The sequence below is a fragment of the Microcystis sp. MC19 genome (assembly GCF_003019735.1).
In the GTDB taxonomy this organism is placed as follows: domain Bacteria; phylum Cyanobacteriota; class Cyanobacteriia; order Cyanobacteriales; family Microcystaceae; genus Microcystis.
On the sequence record NZ_CP020664.1, the window covers coordinates 4003154 to 4023972 of the forward strand.

Annotated in this window: 23 protein-coding genes and 1 tRNA gene; 5 read left to right on the forward strand and 19 right to left on the reverse strand. The window is 44.0% G+C overall.

The genetic code is table 11. The features are described 5' to 3' along the window. Positions 1-7: 7 nt before the first annotated feature. Positions 8-676 carry a PEP-CTERM sorting domain-containing protein gene (locus B5D77_RS20395; RefSeq protein WP_106909542.1) on the forward strand — a complete coding sequence of 223 codons (669 nt, stop codon included), beginning with the start codon at positions 8-10 and terminating at the stop codon, positions 674-676. 193 nt (positions 677-869) lie between these two features. Here the strand turns inward: B5D77_RS20395 and B5D77_RS20400 are convergent, their stop codons facing one another. From B5D77_RS20400 to B5D77_RS20450, 10 genes are all read right to left on the reverse strand, one after another. Further along, a complete protein-coding gene (locus B5D77_RS20400; protein WP_008196551.1) occupies positions 870-1745 on the reverse strand; it encodes a Uma2 family endonuclease in 876 nt (291 codons plus the stop codon). A gap of 145 nt (positions 1746-1890) precedes the next feature. Beyond that, on the reverse strand, positions 1891-2178 hold the full coding sequence (locus tag B5D77_RS20405; protein WP_008196548.1) for a hypothetical protein: 288 nt from the start codon (positions 2176-2178) through the stop codon (positions 1891-1893). Positions 2179-2192: 14 nt separating this feature from the next. Beyond that, on the reverse strand, positions 2193-2846 hold the full coding sequence (gene upp, locus B5D77_RS20410) for a uracil phosphoribosyltransferase (protein ID WP_008196546.1): 654 nt from the start codon (positions 2844-2846) through the stop codon (positions 2193-2195). Between the two features lie 140 nt (positions 2847-2986). Further along, positions 2987-3169, reverse strand: coding sequence for a 30S ribosomal protein S21 (rpsU, locus tag B5D77_RS20415; protein WP_002738938.1), 183 nt, complete (start codon positions 3167-3169; stop codon positions 2987-2989). A 66-nt stretch (positions 3170-3235) separates the two neighbouring features. After that, the gene (locus B5D77_RS20420; protein WP_002781887.1) at positions 3236-3589 is read right to left on the reverse strand and encodes a metal-sensing transcriptional repressor; all 354 of its coding nucleotides are present in this window, start codon (positions 3587-3589) and stop codon (positions 3236-3238) included. 90 nt (positions 3590-3679) lie between these two features. Then, positions 3680-3943 (reverse strand): hypothetical protein, encoded by a 264-nt coding sequence (locus B5D77_RS20425; protein ID WP_106909543.1) that lies wholly within the window; start codon positions 3941-3943, stop codon positions 3680-3682. A gap of 232 nt (positions 3944-4175) precedes the next feature. After that, a tRNA-Thr gene (locus tag B5D77_RS20430) sits at positions 4176-4247 on the reverse strand. Positions 4248-4427: 180 nt separating this feature from the next. Continuing rightward, on the reverse strand, positions 4428-6326 hold the full coding sequence (locus B5D77_RS20440) for an NAD(P)H-quinone oxidoreductase subunit F (RefSeq protein ID WP_008196518.1): 1899 nt from the start codon (positions 6324-6326) through the stop codon (positions 4428-4430). 223 nt (positions 6327-6549) lie between these two features. Then, positions 6550-7233 (reverse strand): PHP domain-containing protein, encoded by a 684-nt coding sequence (locus tag B5D77_RS20445; RefSeq protein ID WP_008196516.1) that lies wholly within the window; start codon positions 7231-7233, stop codon positions 6550-6552. A gap of 164 nt (positions 7234-7397) precedes the next feature. Then, positions 7398-7676: a transposase gene (locus B5D77_RS20450; RefSeq protein WP_253860510.1), complete on the reverse strand. Its 279-nt coding sequence runs from the start codon at positions 7674-7676 to the stop codon at positions 7398-7400. A gap of 399 nt (positions 7677-8075) precedes the next feature. Between B5D77_RS20450 and B5D77_RS20455 the strand changes: the two genes are divergently transcribed. The 3 genes from B5D77_RS20455 (at position 8076) to secF (ending at position 11682) form a co-directional block, all read left to right on the forward strand. Further along, complete coding sequence (locus tag B5D77_RS20455; protein WP_008196512.1) at positions 8076-9059, forward strand: alpha-ketoacid dehydrogenase subunit beta; 984 nt, start codon at positions 8076-8078, stop codon at positions 9057-9059. A 26-nt stretch (positions 9060-9085) separates the two neighbouring features. Continuing rightward, complete coding sequence (secD, locus tag B5D77_RS20460; protein ID WP_106909544.1) at positions 9086-10492, forward strand: protein translocase subunit SecD; 1407 nt, start codon at positions 9086-9088, stop codon at positions 10490-10492. Between the two features lie 257 nt (positions 10493-10749). Further along, positions 10750-11682: a protein translocase subunit SecF gene (gene secF / locus B5D77_RS20470; RefSeq protein WP_106909546.1), complete on the forward strand. Its 933-nt coding sequence runs from the start codon at positions 10750-10752 to the stop codon at positions 11680-11682. Here secF and B5D77_RS20475 read toward each other — a convergent pair. The 9 genes from B5D77_RS20475 to B5D77_RS26740 form a co-directional block, all read right to left on the reverse strand. Then, complete coding sequence (locus B5D77_RS20475) at positions 11679-12002, reverse strand: helix-turn-helix transcriptional regulator (protein ID WP_008196506.1); 324 nt, start codon at positions 12000-12002, stop codon at positions 11679-11681. The genes secF and B5D77_RS20475 overlap by 4 nt on opposite strands. Further along, positions 11999-12160 (reverse strand): type II toxin-antitoxin system RelE/ParE family toxin, encoded by a 162-nt coding sequence (locus tag B5D77_RS20480; RefSeq protein ID WP_254052994.1) that lies wholly within the window; start codon positions 12158-12160, stop codon positions 11999-12001. Before B5D77_RS20480 ends, B5D77_RS20475 begins: the two co-directional genes overlap by 4 nt. Before the next feature lie 30 nt (positions 12161-12190). After that, entirely contained in the window at positions 12191-13687 is a 1497-nt protein-coding gene (locus tag B5D77_RS20485; protein ID WP_046660474.1) for an IS5-like element ISMae6 family transposase, read from the reverse strand. 145 nt (positions 13688-13832) lie between these two features. Beyond that, a complete protein-coding gene (locus B5D77_RS20490) occupies positions 13833-14084 on the reverse strand; it encodes a type II toxin-antitoxin system RelE/ParE family toxin (RefSeq protein WP_254052995.1) in 252 nt (83 codons plus the stop codon). Between the two features lie 66 nt (positions 14085-14150). Then, positions 14151-14636, reverse strand: a complete 486-nt coding sequence (locus B5D77_RS20495; RefSeq protein WP_008196503.1) for a crossover junction endodeoxyribonuclease RuvC — start codon at positions 14634-14636, stop codon at positions 14151-14153. A 3-nt stretch (positions 14637-14639) separates the two neighbouring features. Beyond that, positions 14640-15743 carry a non-hydrolyzing UDP-N-acetylglucosamine 2-epimerase gene (wecB, locus tag B5D77_RS20500; protein WP_106909547.1) on the reverse strand — a complete coding sequence of 368 codons (1104 nt, stop codon included), beginning with the start codon at positions 15741-15743 and terminating at the stop codon, positions 14640-14642. Between the two features lie 107 nt (positions 15744-15850). Further along, a complete protein-coding gene (locus B5D77_RS20505; RefSeq protein ID WP_008196499.1) occupies positions 15851-17182 on the reverse strand; it encodes an MlaD family protein in 1332 nt (443 codons plus the stop codon). A gap of 46 nt (positions 17183-17228) precedes the next feature. After that, a complete protein-coding gene (locus B5D77_RS20510) occupies positions 17229-18011 on the reverse strand; it encodes an ABC transporter ATP-binding protein (protein WP_149978782.1) in 783 nt (260 codons plus the stop codon). Positions 18012-18026: 15 nt separating this feature from the next. Then, positions 18027-18185 carry a hypothetical protein gene (locus B5D77_RS26740; protein ID WP_216644833.1) on the reverse strand — a complete coding sequence of 53 codons (159 nt, stop codon included), beginning with the start codon at positions 18183-18185 and terminating at the stop codon, positions 18027-18029. 31 nt (positions 18186-18216) lie between these two features. Here B5D77_RS26740 and B5D77_RS20515 point away from each other — a divergent pair, with 31 nt between their 5' ends. Continuing rightward, positions 18217-20787, forward strand: coding sequence for a TIGR03960 family B12-binding radical SAM protein (locus B5D77_RS20515; RefSeq protein ID WP_008196496.1), 2571 nt, complete (start codon positions 18217-18219; stop codon positions 20785-20787). Positions 20788-20819 lie beyond the last annotated feature (32 nt).

A 20819-nucleotide genomic window follows, 5' to 3' on the forward strand; every position in this document is an offset into this window, starting at 1 on the left:
CTTTTTCATGAAAATAAAACAACTCGGCATTCTATCCGGGGTTGCCCTAGCAGCCACTCTAGGAACGGCTGGTGCGGCACAAGCTGCAAGCGTGACTGTCAATAATTTTTCCTTCGAGACACCATCAAACTCTAATTTTTCACCAGTTATTACCGGTTGGACTGTGAGTAGTGGCAATGCGGGGGTTCAGCCATTCAATGCGACTCAATTTACAAGCGGAGTACCCGACGGTTCGCAGGCGGCTCTTATTGCTTTCAATGGTGGATCGATCCGTCAAGATGTAGCCGCCACTTATCAAGCCGGAACTCGATACACGCTCAATTTATTTGCAGGTATTCGTCTAGATGAACCGGGCAACTTGACCTTGCCGAACAGTACAATTTCGCTTCGCCGGAGTGATAATAATACCGTTTTGTCAAGTTTTACATTCAATCAGAGTTCCTTTTCGTCAAGAGGAGTGTTCTTATCGTTCAACACTTCTTATCTGGCGGGGATTGCCGATCAGGGTGCGGGAATTCGCATCTCTATTGACCGTCCGAATAATGGGGGGACACAATTAGTTTTCGATAACGTTACACTTAATGCGACTCCTGTTCCCGAACCCTCTAGCCTTCTTGGTTATATCACCCTGGGCGGTTTAATGCTAGGGGGTGCTGTCCGCAAAGCGAGGAAATAATGCCTACAAGGGAGAGGAGACGCGGGTTTCCTCTCTCTTTTTTGGGGGGTTATGAGTAGCATCTCAGTCACGAATTATGCTAGGATTCGCCCTAGAATGATAAAAAATCATGACTACACAAGCAACAGTAATCCAAGGCACGGCCAGGGAAATTAGGGAAGCACTGGCGCTTATACCTTGGAGAAGTCAGAGCCTACATTTCATCGGGGTTAATTCCAAGCGCTCTGAGCCTTTCAGCCAGCCGGATGGCTTTTTGTTCAGCCTCTTGTTTAGCCAGACGTTCTTGAGCGGCGATCGCTTCAGCCTCTTGTTTAGCCAGACGTTCTTGAGCAGCGATCGCTTCAGCCTCTTGTTTAGCCAAACGTTCTTGAGCAGCGATCGCTTCAGCCTCTTGTTTAGCCAAACGTTCTTGAGCAGCGATCGCCTCTGCGTTCATCGCTCTTTCCTCAGCCGTTAGATAGCGATTTCCTGACTGGTCATACCAGTATAACCATTCCCGATACCAAGCAATATGTTCTCCTTTCTCATAACCCAGCGCCAAGCCAATTTCAGGCAACCAAACTCGATTATTCTCACTTTCTAGAAGCTCATATTTCCCTGAGATTAATTTATATACCTCTAATCTTTGTCGGTTTTTAAATCTTCCTCTTCTCCCACTCAAAGGATTGTAAATTACATAATACAGAATGCCCAGGGTTTGGTAATTTAAGAATTTTTCCTCATATTCACTATTATATTTCTCGGAAACCACCTCTAAAAACAAAATCGGCAAGATGTACTTTTCTCCCCACAAAACATAGCTTAACCGACCTCTTTCTCCCGTATCATGGTTGACTCCAACCGCTAAGAAACCATCGGGAACAAAAGCTGATTCCTCTGGATTATAATAGACAGCCATATCTACCCCAAAATACCAATCATCTCGACCGGTCCAAATCAAGGCTAATAAACTTAGCAGTAGGTTGGGAATATCATTTTGTAACTGATTGTCCACTGGAGTTTCGTCGGAAGAGGGTAATTCTTCGGCACTGGGAAGAGGGCAATTTTTGTTATAGGTGAGGTTAACCATAGCTCCGACAAGCGTGGTGTTTGATTACTGCTAATTCTAACGGAGAATCTTGTGCCTTGCTTTTTGCCTCATCTCCACAAGCAATTTAAATGTGCGGGCATAGCTTATCCAAAAAGGTTTTTAGATTGATTCAGCCAGCCCAATTTTAATGATCGCTGCCGTTTTCCTGTACCGATCCTAACTGTTGACGCACATCATCGATCGCTAGATTTAACTGGGCAATTTTATCTTCTAAACTGCGGCGGGCCATTTCCATGCCTTCCTCTGGAGTCAAGCGCCCATTGCGGATCTCCTCTAAAAAAGACTGATTGTCAACAGCTACTAAACCGCGGCGGCCGCGATTAGCCAACACTGTCCCCAAAACACCGCCCACTAAACCACCGACAATCGCACCAGCTAAAAAACCGCCCGCAAACCCATCTCGCTGACTCATAATCCCTTTTTCTCCTAATAGGTTCCAAAAGCTCGATCGCCGGCATCGCCCAACCCCGGCACGATGTAACCGCGGCTATTTAATCCTTCATCGATAATAGCCGTATAGATGTTCAAGCTGGGATAATTTTGACTCAATTTCTGTAAAGCCGGCGGGGCAGCCACCACGGAAATCACGCGAATCAGGTCAGGATCAACGCCTCTGGCGGTAACTTCTGCCATTGCCGTTGAAATTGATCCCCCCGTGGCTAACATCGGTTCCAGAATTAACACTCTCGTGGCCGGATCAAAACTGGCCGGTAATTTATTTAAATAACAACTTGCCTCTAGGGTTTCCTCATTTCTGGCTAAACCGAGGTGATAGGTTCTAGCTAGGGGTAAAAGGCTTTGGGCCCCTTCCAACAGGGCTAATCCTGCCCGTAAAATCGGAACTACGGCGATCGGTACGCTAGGATCGATAAAAGTAGCCGGACATTCCGCTAGAGGGGTTTTAACGCTAGTTTCCAGGGTCGGCAACCATTGCCGCGCCGCTTCGTAGGTTAACCAGCGCCCTAGTTCCGTCATCGCTGTTTTAAACAGTACCGAGGGGGTATTTTGATCGCGTGCGATCGCTAACCAGTGCTTAACCAGAGGATGTTCGGGAACGTAGACGCGCAGTTGTAAAACCATGAAAACACTAGAACTCGATCGAGGGCTAAACTTTATCTTATCAGCTTTTTTCTCCCCACTTCCCGCTTCCCAACCCCCAAAACAGAGGTTAAAATAAAAGCAAGCCAGAAGCTTTCGAGCGACTTCTGACTTGGGGAATTTTAACGACGACGGGTTCTTTGTCGTCTCCGGGCTACTGCTTTACGCTTTCTCTTTTCTTGAGGGGTTTCAAAAAATTGATGCTTTTTGATATCCGCATAAATTCCCGCTTTCGCTACCTGTCGCTTAAAACGACGCAGGGCCGATTCGATCGCCTCGTTCTGACCAACTACCACTTGGGTCATTAACCTAATTCACCTCCTGTAATCGCTCTCTGCCTAAAAAATGCCAACTTCTCATTATAGCACAATCTAGGGTAAAAAGCGATCCAGGGCGGCCTTTAATTCTTCAATTTCTGTCTCGATACTACCTTCCTGGGCAGCCCGGGCAATACATTCGCTCAGATGTTCGTCGAGGATCATTCTGGCGACGCGATCAATCGCTCCGCGAATAGCGGCAATTTGCATCAAAACTTCGGGACAGGGACGATTTTCCGATACCATCGTCTTGATGCCGCGAATATGTCCTTCGATCCGCGAGAGACGGTTAATAATTTGCTTCAGGGAAGCTTCGCTATGGACGTGGGGGGTCCCTTTTGACTCGTGGTCATGGCCCGTCTCGTCGTGGTTGTGAAGGGGGTCGAAAGGGGTAATTTGATTAGTCAAGGGCTTACCGTCAATTCAGTTCTACTCTCTAGTGTGCCACAGTTGCGAACCCCAGTCCCTAGGATGATTTTGTCTGGTTTGAATTTCCGTTTAGGGGTCTTCGGTTTGCCAATCGGGGCAATTTTCCTCTTGATTCCAACCGGAGGGATGAAATCCACAAATTAGACGCTGACGGGTTTCTCGACTCTGACCGTAGGACTGACCGTGGTAGTGACGACAACCGATGCAGGTTTGGGGACGGGAGGAAGGCACTTGATTAAAACCAAGTTGCGATCGCAAAATTTGACACCTGGATTGATAATTGTGCCAGTTTTTGTAAATCTCTCTTTGTCGGATAGAATTGGCCGTATTCATTATTATCAGTGAACAGTAACCGGCTACCGGCACTCCACACCCTACCCCCAAGAAAAACTTTTTCGGTCAACCCTAATTATATCAATTAGCTTTAGTGAACCTCTTGCATAATTAATTTTTCAGGGTTCAAAAACGGCAAAAATAAGGATTAAATTGTCTAAAATCTGTGAATACACCATTTAATCGACTATTATTTGATTCTCCTGACTTTCGATTAGGAGTGAGAGATTAAAGCTGGTGATGGGATTTGAACCCGCGACCGGCTGATTACAAATCAGCTGCTCTACCACTGAGCTACACCAGCATTTTTGACCAACCTATTATAACACAAATAGGGCTTGCCGAAAAAGTTTTTCCTGGGGCCGGGTGTGGGGTTTTAAGCTAAGACGGATTTTAACCGTCTGTCCCCGTCGAGCCTATTCACCAGGCTGCTTTCCTCTTCCCTAGTCCGCGACCGGAAGACTAGGGAGCGATACACAGAGGTTCAATGAGTCCACAGGGATGACCAATAATCAGTTATCAGTGACCATTGACCGTTTAATAAGAGCCAGATTAATCCCCCTATTCCCAAAAGAATAGTCAAAACATAAAACTGTGATTGACCAGAAACATTATACTTTAAGGCACTGCCGCTAAAAATCGTCGCTAAACTGACCAAATTAACCAGACCATCAATAATATAACGATCGAGCCAAGCGGTAATTTTTGACAGGCTGCCCACCGCTAAAACCACGGTAAACTGATAGATGCGATCGAGATAGAAGTCATAAGCGAACAAATCTTGCAGGAATCGCAGTATTAACCCAGTTGGTCTCGCCCAAGCTCGTCTTAACTCTACCATTAACCCAATAACTAGGCCAATTACCCCAGAGGCTATCAGTAAGGGAAAACCCCAGACAATAGTAAAACTCTGGTTATTAACGAGAGGATTGGTGAAAGATAGCCAAAAATCCCAACGTAGGGGAATAATCGGGGCCAATAAAACGATTAAAATCAACGATACCATGGGCAAAGCCATCGGCCAGGCCACTTCCGGGGTGCGATGGGTCTTACTTTGGGTTTGTCCCAAAAAGACTAAACGAAAGACCCGAGTAAGATTGACGATGCTAAGACAATTAACAAAGATTAAAACCGCTAATAACCACCAAGGAATCGCCCATTCGCCACTTAACCACCGTTTTAACGTCCAAAACATCCCTAGGGGCATTAAAACCGTCATCCCTGCGGAACCTCCTAAAAAAGCCATGGTTGTAGCCGGCATTCTTGCCCAAATTCCCCCCATTTCCGTGATATTTTGGTTACTGGTGGTGAGAATTAAGGCTCCTGCGCTCATAAACAATAAGGCTTTTGCCACCGCATGGGAGAATAAAATTAGTAAGGCGATATCCACATGACCTAATCCCACCGCAATAAAGACCAAACCGAGATAGGCGCTGGTGGAGTGGCATAAAACCCGTTTAATATCAATTTGGGACAAGGCCATCAGAGAAGTACCAATTGCCGTCATTGTCCCCAACACTATTAAAACATCAGCAGCGATCGGAGATAGGGTAAATACCGGCTGCAGCTTAATTAAAACATAGGCCCCCGCCGAAACCACGATCGAGTTCCGCAGGATTCCGGCTGGATTGGGTCCCTCCATCGCCTCATCTAGCCACAAATTCAGGGGAAATTGGGCGCATTTACCCGTTGGACCGGCAATAAGGGCTAATCCTAATAAAGTCGCCGTCAGAGGCGGTACAGGGTTATTTACCGCCCAATTTTCTAACTGAGAAAAACTCAATCCCTCCCCGTAACTGGACAGAGCCACCAACCCCATCAATAAAATAATATCGCCGACGCGCTTGGTTAAAAAGGCATCTCGGGCCGCGGTTACGACCAAAGGTTGGGCATACCAAAAACCGACGAGGAGATAGGTAGAGACCGTTAACATCTCTAGGAAGGCGTAACTGAATAGTAGGGAGTCACTCAGGGCAATTCCTCCTAAAGCTGCCTCAAAAAAGCCCATTAAGCCATAAAATCTCGCCAAAGACCAATCCTTTTCCATGTAGCCAAGGGCATAGATTTGGGCCAAGAGACTGATGAGGGTAATCACTTCCAGCGTCCCTAAACTGACGGGAGAAAGTTCGATCGAAAGGGATAAACTAAGATCGGCCACTTTTACCCATTCAAAAGCCAGTTTAATCGTCTCTCGATGCCAAATTTGATTAAAAGCGATCGATCCGTGTATTAACCCTAAGACGGTCATCAATAGGTTAATATAAGCTGCCGGCCGCGGACCGGTCCGACTAATAATGCCTAAAGACCAAGGTAGGGTTAAAATCGAACCAATTAAGCCATAAATGGGAATTAACCAGCAGGTGTAAAGGAATAAATCTTTCATTCAGAGTGTTGGGGTGTTGGGGTGTTGGGGTGTTGGGATGTTAGGGTGTTAGGGTGTTAGGGTGTTAGGGTTTTAGTTGAAATTCCCCATTCCCCCATTTCCCCACTTCCCCATTTCCCCACTTCCCCACTTCCCTGTTTTTGGCCATAAAAAACTAACACTCGATCGAGCAGGGATCGAGTTTAGTCAATTTAGGTATTTTACAGTTAATCCTGCGATCAGGCTAAATGCGCTGTAATAAAGATTTACCGTGGGAATCGGTGCTACAGGTGGCGAATAATTGATATTGACGACTAAGAGCGAGAGCTTGTTCGGTTTCCCGTTGACTGGGTAGCCAGGGTTTGGGATTGCCGTAGGCATAAAAAGCCTCAATCCCATCAATACCCAATTCTACCGCCGCCGCCACTAAATCAGCTGCGGGACGATGATAACGAAAGGGATGGGCCAGAACCACTAAAGCCCCCGCTTGCTGTAAACTTGTAATGACTCTAGAGGCCAAAGCGAGATCTCCTTCCGGTTTGGTTCTTTGCAGATAGGGAGTCAAGAGGGTGTGAGCGGGATCGAAACCATAGCCAAGAATATGCACTTCTGTCTCTAAGAGATTCGCCGTAATTTCTACCCCTGTCCAGAGATGGGGTGGAGAACTCTTTAAATGCTGATTTTCCAGCCAAATTTGCGCTTGTCGATAACCTTCGATCGAGTGATGATCGGTAATTGCTAATCCTTTTAGTCCGATGTCTAAAGCTTGTCTCATCAAGTCTTGGGGACTCATTTGACCATCGGAACAATGGGTGTGAAGATGGAAATTGTAATGGTGGGGACAACTATCATAGCCAATATTTGCCCACACCGCTTTCAGGGCGAGGGTATCTTGAGCTAGGGGTGGAATTGTAGCAGAGACGACCATGCAGTATTGAGGAACTTTCCCAAAGATTACAAATTGTTAACAATCAGGATAACAAATAACAAAAAGAACTGGGTAGCTGCTGTCACCGGTAATACTAAATCCTGTTTCAACGGTATGGGGAAGTGGGGAGAGGGGAGAGGCTGACAGATGTAAGTATTTTACAACTAAGAGGAACGGGAGTGGTAAAAAGCATTAACGAGGGTAGGAGGGAAAGAACTCCAACGATGAAGGTGAATCGACAAACCTTTTAGTAAATCAGCAATTAGGGTAATAGAACCCAGCAGAAAACCAGAAATCTGACCTAAGGGTTTGAGATGGAGAGTTTTTCTAAAGACAGTATGTTGGGGGGGGAAGTTGCGACAAATTGGCACTTCGGAAATTGATTTTCTGCTTCTCCACCCAGCATAACCATCCAGAGAGTGGCTACAGCCATAGTTAACCAAAGGCGTTCGGCAAGCTCTGGGTTAAGCAGGCCAGTGTTTTGCCTTTTGCAAGAGTGCCTCTTGCCTCGTCTGAAACTATGCACGACCACTGCTTGAGATATTTGTTTTTCAGCATTGCCTTTCACGAGGCTCCTCTAAATCTCTAGCTTGATAGTCTCACCCTGAGTGTGTGAGACTAAATCCTGTTTAAAAAGTATAGGATAGTGGGGTGTGGGGTGTCGGTAGAAACAATTCATAACTTGAGAGTTAATCACACTATTAAAAACGGATTTGGTATGACTGCTCACCTCTTTGTAATAAACCTACACCTGTCAGAACCTCCCACTCCCTTCGGGCCAGAAAAGGGGTAAGATAATAAGTTTAGTGATAAGATGACCGAATTGTAAGCGGGGACTTGATATGGCAGAAACCCTATTATTTAATGCTTTGCGACAGGCGATCGATGAGGAAATGGGCCAGGACCAGACAGTATTTGTTTTGGGTGAAGATGTGGGACATTACGGCGGTTCCTACAAAGTTACCAAAGATCTCTACAAAAAATATGGCGATTTAAGGGTTTTAGATACTCCCATCGCTGAAAATAGTTTTACGGGCATGGCAGTGGGGGCAGCCATGACGGGATTACGTCCGATTATTGAAGGCATGAATATGGGTTTTCTTCTGCTTGCCTTTAACCAAATTGCCAACAATGCCGGGATGTTACGTTATACTTCTGGCGGTAATTTTAAAATCCCTATGGTTATCCGCGGTCCGGGGGGTGTGGGCAGACAATTAGGGGCGGAACATTCCCAACGTTTAGAGGCCTATTTTCACGCAGTACCAGGCCTAAAAATTGTCGCTTGTTCCACTCCCTACAATGCCAAAGGTTTATTAAAATCGGCGATTAGAGATAATAACCCCGTGCTTTTCTTTGAACACGTTCTTCTCTATAATCTCAAGGAAAATTTACCTGATACCGAGTATCTTTTACCGCTCGATAAAGCCGAAATCGTTCGCAAGGGAGAAGATATCACCATTCTCACCTATTCGCGGATGCGTCATCACTGTTTACAGGCATTAAAACAGTTAGAAAAAGATGGCTATGATCCAGAAATTATCGATTTAATTTCCCTGAAACCCTTTGATATGGAGACGATTGCCGCTTCGATTCGCAAGACTCACAGGGTGATTATCGTGGAAGAATGTATGAAAACTGCGGGAATTGCTTCTGAGTTAATTGCTTTAATTAATGAGCAGTTATTCGATGAATTGGATGCCCCCGTGTTAAGATTATCTTCCCAAGATATCCCCACACCTTATAACGGTAATCTAGAAAGATTGACGATTATTCAACCTAATCAAATTGTCGAAGCTGTCCAAAAAATGGTCGGTGATCGCATTTAAAAAATTCTCCTTTTGATACTGAAGTTATGCAGAGACAAAATTGGTTATTGTTACTGATCATCGGCCTAGTTGTTGCCTCGATCATCATCCTGATTAAGTTACCCCTACAATTAGGTTTGGACTTGCGCGGTGGTAGTCAATTAACCATTCAGGTTAAACCCACTGAAACCGTCAAAACCATTCAACCTAATGATTTAAAAGCCGTACAAAATGTGATTGAAAATCGCGTTAATGCCCTCGGTGTTTCTGAATCATTAGTGCAGACTGTGGACAGTAAAAATCAGGTAATCGTGCAACTACCAGGGGTTACAAATCCCAAAGAAGCTGAGAGAAACCTAAATGTTCAGGCCCAATTAGAATTTCGTCAGCAAAAACAAGGTACAGAAGGAGAATTCCGGGCTGAATACTCGATTTTTCAACAAAAAAAAGCGGAATTAGCCGCCCTCAAAACTGAGAATAAACCCGAAAATGCCGCTAAAATTGCCGAACTAGAACAATCTCTGCAAAAATCTCAAGAGGCAATTTTAAATTTATTTGAATCGGTGGACTTAACCGGAAAAAATCTGCAAAATGCCACTATTAGTTCCACCCAAGGCACTAACTGGGAAGTGGCCATTACTTTCGACTCGGAAGGGGGCAATAAATTTGCCGAACTGACTAAAGTGATTGCGGGTACTGGTCGCAGTATTGGGATTTTCCTCGATAATGAATTAATTAGCGCCCCTGTAGTCGATGTGCAGTTTGCCCAAACGGGAATTACAGGAGGCCGGGCCGTGATTACTGGTAATTTTACCGCCGAAACTGCCAACGATCTAGCGATTCAATTGCGCGGTGGTTCCCTACCTTTCCCCGTCAAAGTGGAAGAAATTCGCACCGTCGGGGCAACTTTAGGGCAGGATAGCATCCGTCGCAGTATCTACGCTGGTTTAGTGGGTTTACTGTTAGTTTTAATCTTTATGGCGGTCTATTACCGTTTACCCGGGATTATTGCCGATATTTCCCTGATTATCTATACTATCCTTGCTCTGGGAGCTTTTGCCTTAGTGGGAGTCACGATGACGTTACCCGGTATTGCTGGGTTTATCCTCAGTATCGGCATGGCAGTTGATGCAAATGTACTTATTTTTGAGCGTACCCGGGAAGAATTAAGGGCCGGAAAATCCCTATTTCGGGCAGTAGAGTCGGGATTTTATCGGGCTTTTTCCAGTATTCTTGATAGTAATGTCACTACTTTAATCGCCTGTGCTGCCTTATTTTGGTTGGGTTCGGGATTAGTCAAGGGTTTTGCTTTAACTTTAGCCATTGGGGTAGCTGTGAGTATGTTTACCGCTTTAACCTGTAGTCGCACTCTCCTGTTAATCACTGTTTTAAACGTCCCCAGCGTCCGTCAAAAACCCCAACTTTTCTGCCCTAATTTACCGACAAATCAATAATCAGTTATCAGTTATCAGTTATCAGTTATCAGTTATCAGGAGTCAGGAGTCAGGAGTCGGTCGTCAGGAGGAGATAGGGTGATAGGGTGATAGGGTTTTGGGGTGATAGGGTGATGAGACAACTTCCCCACTTCCCCACTTCCCCACTTCCCCACTTCCCCACTGATTACTGCTTACTGATAACTGAAAAATCTCCCCACTCCCCAAATCCCTTTTTTCCTTTTTCCTTTTTCCTTTTTCCTTTTTACTTAATCGATATGGCATTTAACGTTACAAAACAGCGTAATTTTTGGTGGACAGTCTCGGCCTTGCTGACGATTGGTAGTATTTTGGCCATGGTGATTTCTTGGTTCACTATTCAAGCGCCTTTGCGACCGAGTTTAGATTTTGTTGGTGGCACGAGAATTCAGATAGAATTAGCCTGTGCTAAAAAGAATACCTGTGAGAAACCCTTAACTACTGCCGAAGTGCAAGCAATTTTAGAAGACGAAGGATTGGGTAACAGTAGTGTGCAGGTGTTGGATAAATATACTTTATCGGTGCGGACTAAAACCCTGGCAGAAGAACAGAGAACAAAATTACTCGACACCTTAAATCAGAAAATTGGCACCTTTGACCCCGAAACCGGTCAAATTGATACCGTCGGGCCCACCATCGGTCAAGAATTATTTAGGTCGGGATTTTTAGCTTTATTAGTGTCATTTTTTGGCATTGCCGTCTATCTAAGCTTCCGTTTTCAACGGGATTACGCTTTTTTTGCCATTGTCGCCCTGCTGCACGACGTTTTGATCACTTTAGGGGTCTTTGCGGTTTTAGGCTTAATTGCGGGGGTAGAAGTGGATAGTTTATTTTTGGTTTCCCTCTTGACAATTGTGGGCTTTTCTGTTAATGACACAGTGGTAATTTATGATCGCGTCCGGGAAAATTTTGCTAATACCCCCGAATTATCCGTGGATGAAATTGTCGATAATGCGGTGAGTCAAACCCTAACTCGTTCGATTAATACCACCCTGACCACTTTATTGCCTCTGGTGGCGATTTTTCTCTTTGGTGGCACGACCTTAAAATATTTTGCCCTAGCTTTAATTATTGGTTTCGTAGCGGGGGCCTATTCGAGTATTTTTATCGCTAGTACCCTACTAGCTTGGTGGCGCGGTCGTTCCCATCGACCCACACTCAATTACAGTTAGGATGCCATTGGTGAAGAATCAGTCGGTCTTGGATAGGTCGTAATAGTAATTTCAACCTGTTGATTGAGACGACCCAAAATTGATATCAAACGGTCAATAGTAAAGCGTTCCAAATTAGCATGGCGAATCTGAACAAATTCACTGTGATTAATTCCAGTTCGCACTTGAGCATCGCGGGTTGATAAGTCTTCCTTCTCCAGAACCTTGATAATTTCAGCAGCAAGCAGTGCTTTCGCTTGTCGCACGTCCGCATCTACATCGCCAAAATCGCGGTACACATTCCCGCTACCTTGTACCAGTTCAAATTGTTCTTCACTCATGAGAGTTCCTCCTTCAATCGCTTGAGCCGTGCTTTGATAACTTCGACTTCTTGCTGTGGTGTTTTGATCCCTTTTGGGGATTTTTTCTGGAAGGCATGAATCACCCAGATAGCCTCACCTAACTGGACAGCATAAATAGGGTCTGCTGAAAAAGTCATTGAAAAGTACAGGTCTCTTAATCAATGATTTCACTTAGCTACAAGCATAAGCTTTAGTTGTTGATTAATTTTTAAGTTATAACTTATCCTAATCATTGACCGAGAAAAAGTGCTGTTTTTCCATTTCAGACATAAAAAAGCCCAAAAAACCTGCCTCAACAGGTTAGAAAGATTCATGACTAAAAAAGTAATAGCAATCGCTGAAAAGGAAGTATGAGGAAGTTTAGCCATCACTTTACCTAAGCTAAATCTTCTTTTCCCCTGTCCAAATTTGCCCTCTATACAATTCCGAATCCTCTCATCATCGGTAGCTTGTTTCTTTTGTTCTTTACTAACATTTTTGGCTGGTCTTCCTAATGGGGGACCACTGATTCTGATTCCCCTTTCTTTACACCAAGCTCGGTTTTCTCTGGTTCGATAAATTTTGTCCACATGAACTGATTCTGGATAGTATCCTGTATAGTCATAATAAGCTTCTATTTGTGCTTTTAAATCTCCCGATTCATTAAAGTTATCCCAACTAATCCGGTCTAAAAATATGTAACCATCTATACAGCTTGCTGAGAATTTAGCCCCAAATTCTACGGGTTTTCCAGCTTTTCCTCTGACTATCGGACGGATATGGGGTTGAGTTAAGCTGACAATTCTGTCTTCAATACTCTGTTTGTTATTTTGGTACATCCAGAGTTGTTGGCGATAAACTTCTGTGACTACTAATAACAGTTTATAGTCTCTTTTTTTCAAGCTTTGTAGCGAGGCTCCTTCTGCTAAAAGTTGTTCAATATGGTCGAGATTTCTTTTTAGATATTGCAGTTGTCTTTTCAGAGCTTTTCGTCTTTGTTTGACGGTAGGTTTTCTTTTTTTTGCTACTTCTAAATAACTTTTTCTGGCTAGGAGACGATAGGTTCTCGGTTTTTGAACAAGTTTTCCTTTTAAAGTTTCATAGAGAATATCAATAATTTTTTCGGTTTGTTTTCTTCCTTGATTTAACAGGTTTAAATCCGTAGGATAACTAATATCTGCGGGCGCACAACTGGCATCTAAAATTAATTTACCTCGATTTTCTGGTTGACTTTGGGTTTCGCTCTCTAACTTTTTTTCGGTGTTTTCTTCTTCTTTTATTTCTCTCGAATTTTTGACCATAAAGCGATTCACTTTATTAATTAGTTCCAGAGTGATTCTTTCTCGAAAGTGAACCAACATTGACGCTTCAAACCGGGGTTCATTGCTGTAGGATGAAAACCCCAAGAAGTATTGTAAATAAGGATTTTCTTTGATTTGTTCTACCGTTTCTCTATCGCTTGTTCCTAATTTTTCTTTAATAATTAATGCTCCGAGTGCTGTCCTGAATGTTTTGGCGGGTGTGCCCATTTCTTCTGAAAAAAGTGATGCGTATTCCGCTTCAAATTCTGACCAGGGAATGAGGTTGGCCATAATTACCCAACGATTGTCTTGGGATAATTTCCCCTCAAAGGGCAGCTCGAAGTTTTCTGGTGGGGTTGAGGGTAACTCGCTTTTACGGTACATTAGCACTAATTAGAGAAGATGCAAGGGTGATGCAAGGGTGATGCAAGGGTTTTAAGAGATTCTAGCAGATTTAAGTGCATTTGGGAAGCTCTCAATCAAGCTAAAAGCCCTTTCCTGTAAGGTTTTTACCATTATTCAGCAAACCCTAAATAGTTCGATAGGCATCCCCCTTGAAAGGTAGAGCAATCTCGAACACACCAGAACCTATCCCCTTAAAAGGCTTGGTTAGGGATGATTTTGCCCCTTCTGCTGCAATAGTTAAAGCGTCAAGTACAATTTCTTGGGCTTCCTTGGGAAACTTTTGAAAATCTTTCCGTGCCGCTTTAATCCAAGATATAGGACGGGTATTACGCATTCGCTTATGGTGATATAACTGATACCACCTGTCAAGCCCCATTATAGTAAATCCAAAGATGGCTTTTAGTTGTCAGCTAAATTTTTTGACCAATTGGGTCAAATTGCTTCAAGAGATTTGATTGCGAACGCCACTAAAAGCGGCATAGGCGATCGCTATAGCATCTACAGCATCATTAATGGGCATTTTTGTCAATCCGAATAAATACTTAATTTGTTCGGCCACCTCCGCTTTAGTGGCCCTACCATGGCCCAGATGACATTTCCAACTAGCTTGATGGAGGAAAATCGGTTCAATTCCCCCATCGCGGCAGCTAACCAGATTGATAATTCCCAATGCTTGCAGGACTCCACCAGCTGCCTTGATTTGCCGGTTAAAAAAGGGCATTTCTACGGCAATTTCCCCCGGTTTATATTCTGCGATTAACTCCTTTAAATCCCGTTCAATTTCAATCAAACGCTGGGCAGTAGAAAGATTTTTAGAAGTTTCGATCGTGCCGTAATCGACTAAAATCGGCATTAACTCACCATTATCCCGGAGAATAGCCCAACCGACAATCGCTAATCCGGGGTCGATACCCAACCAAGTAGTCATAGATTAAGCCAAAAAATCTTGGACGATTTGGAGAATTCTTTGGGATGCTTGTCCATCTCCAAAAGGATTAATGGCATTAGCCATACGATCATAGGCGATTTTATCCCTTAATAATTCTCCCGCTGCGGCTAAAATTTGCCCTGGATTAGTCCCAATTAATTTTGCGGTTCCCGCTTGTACTGCTTCCGGTCTTTCTGTGGTTTCTCGCAATACTAAAACAGGTTTTCCTAAACTGGGGGCTTCTTCTTGAATGCCCCCAGAATCAGTTAATAATAAATAACAGCGTTGAATCGCCCCCACTAACTCGGCATAATCGAGAGGTTCGGTTAAAAATACCCTGGGATGATTGCCCAAAGCGGACTGAATTGGTTCTCGGACAGTAGGATTGCGATGCAGGGGTAATAATAGGGCTGTATCGGCATATTTTTCTAGTAACAAAGTGAATCCTTTGATAATATCCTGTAACGGTTCGCCCCAATTTTCCCGGCGGTGAACCGTGGCTAATAAAACCCGATAATCTGACCAATTCAAGCCCGCTATTTGACATTCTGGTGCGGTTTTTGCTACGGTTAATAAAGCATCAATAACTGTATTACCGGTGTGGTGAATATTGCCCGTAACCCCAGATTTTTGTAAATTTTCTACGGCTAAAGTAGTGGGAGCAAAATGTAGGGTCGTCAGTTGAGAAATTAGGCGGCGATTAGCTTCTTCGGGATAGGGATTATAGATATCATTAGTTCTTAATCCTGCTTCCACATGAGCGATAGGAATTTGTTGATAAAAAGCCGCTAAAGCAGCAGCAAAAGCAGTGGTAGTATCACCTTGCACAATAATTAAATCTGGTTTTATGCGCTCAAAAACTGTTTCTAAACCCCGTAAACTACGGCAAGTAATATCGGTTAAAGTTTGACGAGTTTGCATAATATCGAGATTTTCATCTGCTTTTAAAGCAAATAATTCCATCACCTGCGCTACCATTTCTTTATGCTGTCCCGTCAGAATTACATGGGTTTGAAACTGTTCCGATTCTTGAAAAGCACGAATAACGGTAGCTAATTTAATCGCTTCAGGACGAGTTCCAAGAGTAATACAAATTGATTTCGACATATTATTATCAGTTATCAGTTATCAGTTATCAGTTATCAGATGTGAGTTTTCAGTTCACTGATTACTGTTGAATGATCCATGAAAATCTATTGAATTGTGCTGTTTTGTCATTTTTCACCGGTGGGGGTTTGTTGAACGATAACTTGGGGATAGAGTTGCATTTGCTGAGGATTTAAAGGTCGAGAGATGGTCAAAACTTTTTGTTTAGCTAACTCTTGAGTCATGGTATCTAAAGTTTGAGCGATACGCAAATTATATTCTAATTGTTCCCCAGAAGAAAGCAGATTACTTAAGCCATCAATTAAACGTCTTAAATTCTCGCGAAATTGGGGATCACCGATTAACTCATCGATATCGGAGGTGATTTTTTGAGTATTTTCAAAAGTCACCCTAGCGGATTCAAGAGTTTTTTGCAGTACGACTATTGTAGCAGGATCGTTAATAGTTTTAGTAATTTCTCGTAAATTATTCGATGTTTCCACCGCATTATTTAAAATAGTCTCGATATTTTGCATTACTTGTTTAGTATCAATTTCATCTAAACCTGCATTCAACCTCAGGGCGGTATTATTGAGATTATTAGCGAGACTACCAATACCTAAACTAGCTTGATTAATATTACCGAGAGTATCAACAATTTGTCCGCGATTTTCGCTGAGAACAGCATTGATATTAGCGACTAATTGGGAAGATTGTTGAAAAGTTCTGCTGATTTGACTGCGGTTTTCCTGCACGGTACTATCTAAAGTATTGATAAAACGGGAGGCATTATTAGCTGTATTAGTGACCGAGCGACTGGTGGCAGCTAATTCCAAGGATAGACGAGAGAGTTCTCTTTGAGCATTACGGATAGTCTGGGAGGTATCATCGGATAAACGGGCGATTTTTTTGGCTGCTATAGCGGTATTTTTGGTGACATCATTGAGATTACCCACAAATTCAGGACTGGTAAAAGTATCCACTAAACGACCAACACTAGACATTAATTGTGTTCCTGTTGTCCCCTGTAAACGGCTATTATTGCAGAGAATTAGCTGTTGATCACAGTCGAGACCCAGAGGGTCGAGATTTTTGGCCTCAGCACTTAAAGAAACTAAGGGAGTAATATCGATGGCTGCCTCCCCAATTAATCCGGAAAGATTGGTAGTAACAGTTACCTTCCTAGGCATAACTAAGGTAGCAGAAGCGATTTCGGCAATAACTTCCACTTGATTACTCCCCGGGATAAAACTCGTAATTCTTCCCACTCTCACCCCGCGAAAACGTACCGGCGCCCCGACTTGTAACCCTTCCACGTCAGCAAACTCGAAGATTAATTGATAGGTTCTTTGACCAAATCCTCCCCCGCGAACCCAGATAGCGAGCGCCCCAAAGACCAATAATCCGCCTAGGGCAAATAAACCCAGTCTTCCTTCCCGTAAAGCTCGCGAACTCTGCATGATTTTTCTCTCATTCTCGATAGTTCTTAATTTAGCTTAATCTAGCTTAAACGATTGTCCTAATCGGGCCTTCAATGCTGGCGCTAAAAAATTGCCGGATCATGGGATGATCGGTACGATCGATATCTGCCACTAATCCCTGCCATTGCACTTTTCCCTGATAGAGAAATACTACTCGATCGGCGGTGCGTCGGATGGTACTTTGTTGGTGAGAAACCATCACATAAGTGTTCGCAGACCCCGATTTTTCATGGAGAGTCCGCACTAGATCCTCGATAATTGTGGAAGCTATCGGGTCTAATCCGGCGGTAGGTTCATCATACAGCAGTAATTCAGGATTATCAGCCAGATTATCGGGATTAGTGATAATAGCGCGGGCAAAAGCCACCCGTTTACGCATTCCCCCCGATAGTTCCGAAGGATAAAGGTCACTAATTCCCTGTAAACCGACCATTTCCAGGCTTTTTTCCACTAATTCCCTAATTCTGGCTTTTTTTAACTTAGTTTGTTCATAAAGATAAAAACCGACATTTTCCCCGACGGTGAGAGAATCAAACAGGGCCGTTTGTTGAAAAACCAAGGAAGTTCGCATCGCTTCTCGACCATCTTCTAGCAATCCCTGACGCAATTGACCTTTAATACGAATTTCTCCGCCATTTATCCCCGTTAATCCCGCAATTAACCGTAAAACCGTCGATTTTCCCGTTCCCGACGGACCGATAATTACTAGGGCCTCCCCTCGATAAATGGTTAAATCTAATCCGTCGAGAATAACATTATCCCCGAATCTTTTCGATACTCCTCTCAATTCAATTAACGGTTCTTTAATCATCGCTTAATTATCTTATAACCTCTGGAATTTTAGGGAGATGGGGAAGTGGGAAGTATTTTCAGTGAACAGTAAACAGTAATCAGTGAACTGAACTCTGATAACTGATAACTGATAACTGATAACTGATAACTGATAACTGACTCGATTCTGGCTGCTATAGTAGAAAAGCACCCATTGCTGACGCTATCTGAGGTAGATTGCCGTGACTATTGCTTTAGACCAACTGCTCACCCCCGACATTTTTCGACCGGCGCGTTATTTGGGCAACGAGTTAGGTGCTAAACATAAAGAATGGGCAAGTGCTGTGGTTCGTTGGGTGTTAACCTATCCGGAAGTGTACGAAGTGGGGGCATCTAACCTCGGCCATATTATCCTCTACAATATCCTCAATGCTCAACCCCGCCAACTTTGCGATCGCACTTATCTACCCGCACCGGATTTAGCCCAAAAACTCAAACAGACAAAAACCCCCCTATTTGCCCTAGAATCCCGTCGTTGCCTCACCGATTTTGATATTCTGGGTTTTAGTCTCAGTTACGAGCTAGGAGCCACCAATATTTTAGAAATGCTCGACCTAGCGGCAATTCCCTTGACTTGGAGAGCAAGAGACTCGGGTAACTATCCGCTAATTTTTGCTGGGGGACAAACTGCCACCTCTAACCCCGAACCCTACGCCGACTTTTTTGATTTTATCGCCCTCGGTGATGGCGAAGAATTATTGCCAGAAATCGGTTTAATTTTAGAAGAAGGTAAACTAGCTAATCTAAGCAAAGAAGAACTATTACTAGATTTAGCCCAAATTCCGGGGGTATATGTCCCCCGTTTCTACGATGTCACCCCAATCGGTGCAGTTATCCCCAATCGTGACGATGTACCGCAAAGAATTTTACGCCGGGTAGCCACTCCTATCCCAGCCTATTCTATCGGTTTAGTTCCCTTCGTGGAAACGGTTCACGATCGCCTGGTGGTGGAAATTCGTCGCGGTTGCACTCGGGGATGTCGTTTTTGTCAACCGGGGATGTTAACCCGTCCCGCGCGGGATGTGCAACCGGAAGCAGTCATCGAATCGATTGAAAAAGGAATGCGAGCGACAGGATATAACGAATTTTCCTTATTATCTCTCAGTTGCTCCGATTATCTAGCTTTACCTGCCGTGGGTATGGAGATTAAAAACCGTCTCCAGAATGAGAATATATCTCTATCCTTACCCAGTCAAAGAGTCGATCGCTTTGACGAAAATATTGCTAACATAATTGGGGGCAATCGTCAATCGGGTTTAACCTTTGCACCGGAAGCGGGAACCCAACGAATGCGCGATGTAATTAACAAAGGGTTAACCAACGAAGAATTACTCAGAGGGATAAAAACTGCCGTCGAACAGGGTTGGGATAAGGTCAAACTCTATTTTATGATCGGTTTGCCGGGGGAAACCGATGTGGATGTCATCGGTATCGTGGAAACGGTGCGCTGGTTGCGTCGGGAATGTCGTTTACCGAAGCGGAAACCCCTCGATTTTACCCTAACTATCTCGAATTTTACGCCTAAACCCCATACCCCCTTCCAGTGGCATTCCGTCTCCACGGCCGAATTTATCCGCAAACAGGAGTTATTAAAACAGGAATTCCAGGGTATGAGAGGGGTAAAAGTCAATTATACCGATGTCCGCATCTCGGCCATGGAAGATTTTATCGGTCGCGGTGACAGAAGTTTAGGGAAAGTGGTGCTGCGTGCTTGGCAATTGGGAGCGGGGATGGATGCTTGGTGGGATAATACAGAAAAAGCCTATCAAGCATGGTCACAGGCGATCGAAGAATCCGGTTTAACTTGGAAATATCGTCAGGTAGAACAGGGAGAATGGAATATTTTTGCCGATACAGACAAAGATATTTTAGAGCGTCCTTTGCCCTGGGATCATCTGGATACCGGTATCGATAAAAAATGGCTAGAGGAGGACTTAAAACGCGCCCTAGACGCGGCAACGGTTCCCGATTGTTCTTTTGAGGGTTGTTCCCATTGTGGCGTTTGTAGCGTCGATTTTGGCCATAATATCGTCATTGAAGCGCCTGCGATTCCCGCTTTTGCCGGACATTTTCAACCCAATCAAGAACGCGCCCAAAGAATTCGGGTTTGGTTTGGCAAAATTGGCGAAATGGCCCTAGTTAGCCACTTGGATCTGGTGCGTTTATTTGATCGCGTCGTCCGTCGGGCTGCTATTCCTATTTCCTTTACTGGTGGATTTCACCCCGGTCCGCGCATTTCGATCGCTAATGCTTTATCCTTGGGAGCAACCAGTAGCGGTGAGATTGTCGATTTTGAATTGACAAAAGTAATCGATTTAGAGACTTTTAAACAACAGTTAAGCGCGCAATTACCCGCAGATTTGCCGGTTTATCAGGTGGAAGAAATTCCCTTAAATGCTCCTGCTGCCACCCGTTTGTTAGAAAAAGCCGAGTATTTGCTCACTTTTAATAGCGAGGGAATTGACTGCCAACAGTGGCAAAATTGGCTCGAGGCAATTAAGCAAGCAACGGTGATGGAACGGGAAAAAACCACCAAATCCGGCAAAAAAGTCACGATTAATCTGCGAGAACAATTATATGAATTAGAGTTAAAAACTGTTGACAAAGAAGCCGTTTTGTGCTATGTGGGCAGTTGTCGCAATGATGGCACTTTACTGCAGCCCGATCATATCGTCGAGATGTTAGAACGGGTTTCTGGCCAAGAAATTTCGCTGCTTAATTTTCACCGTCAGCGCTTGATTTTAGGGACTTAACTAGGGTTTGCGGCAAAAAGTTGCCTGTCCTC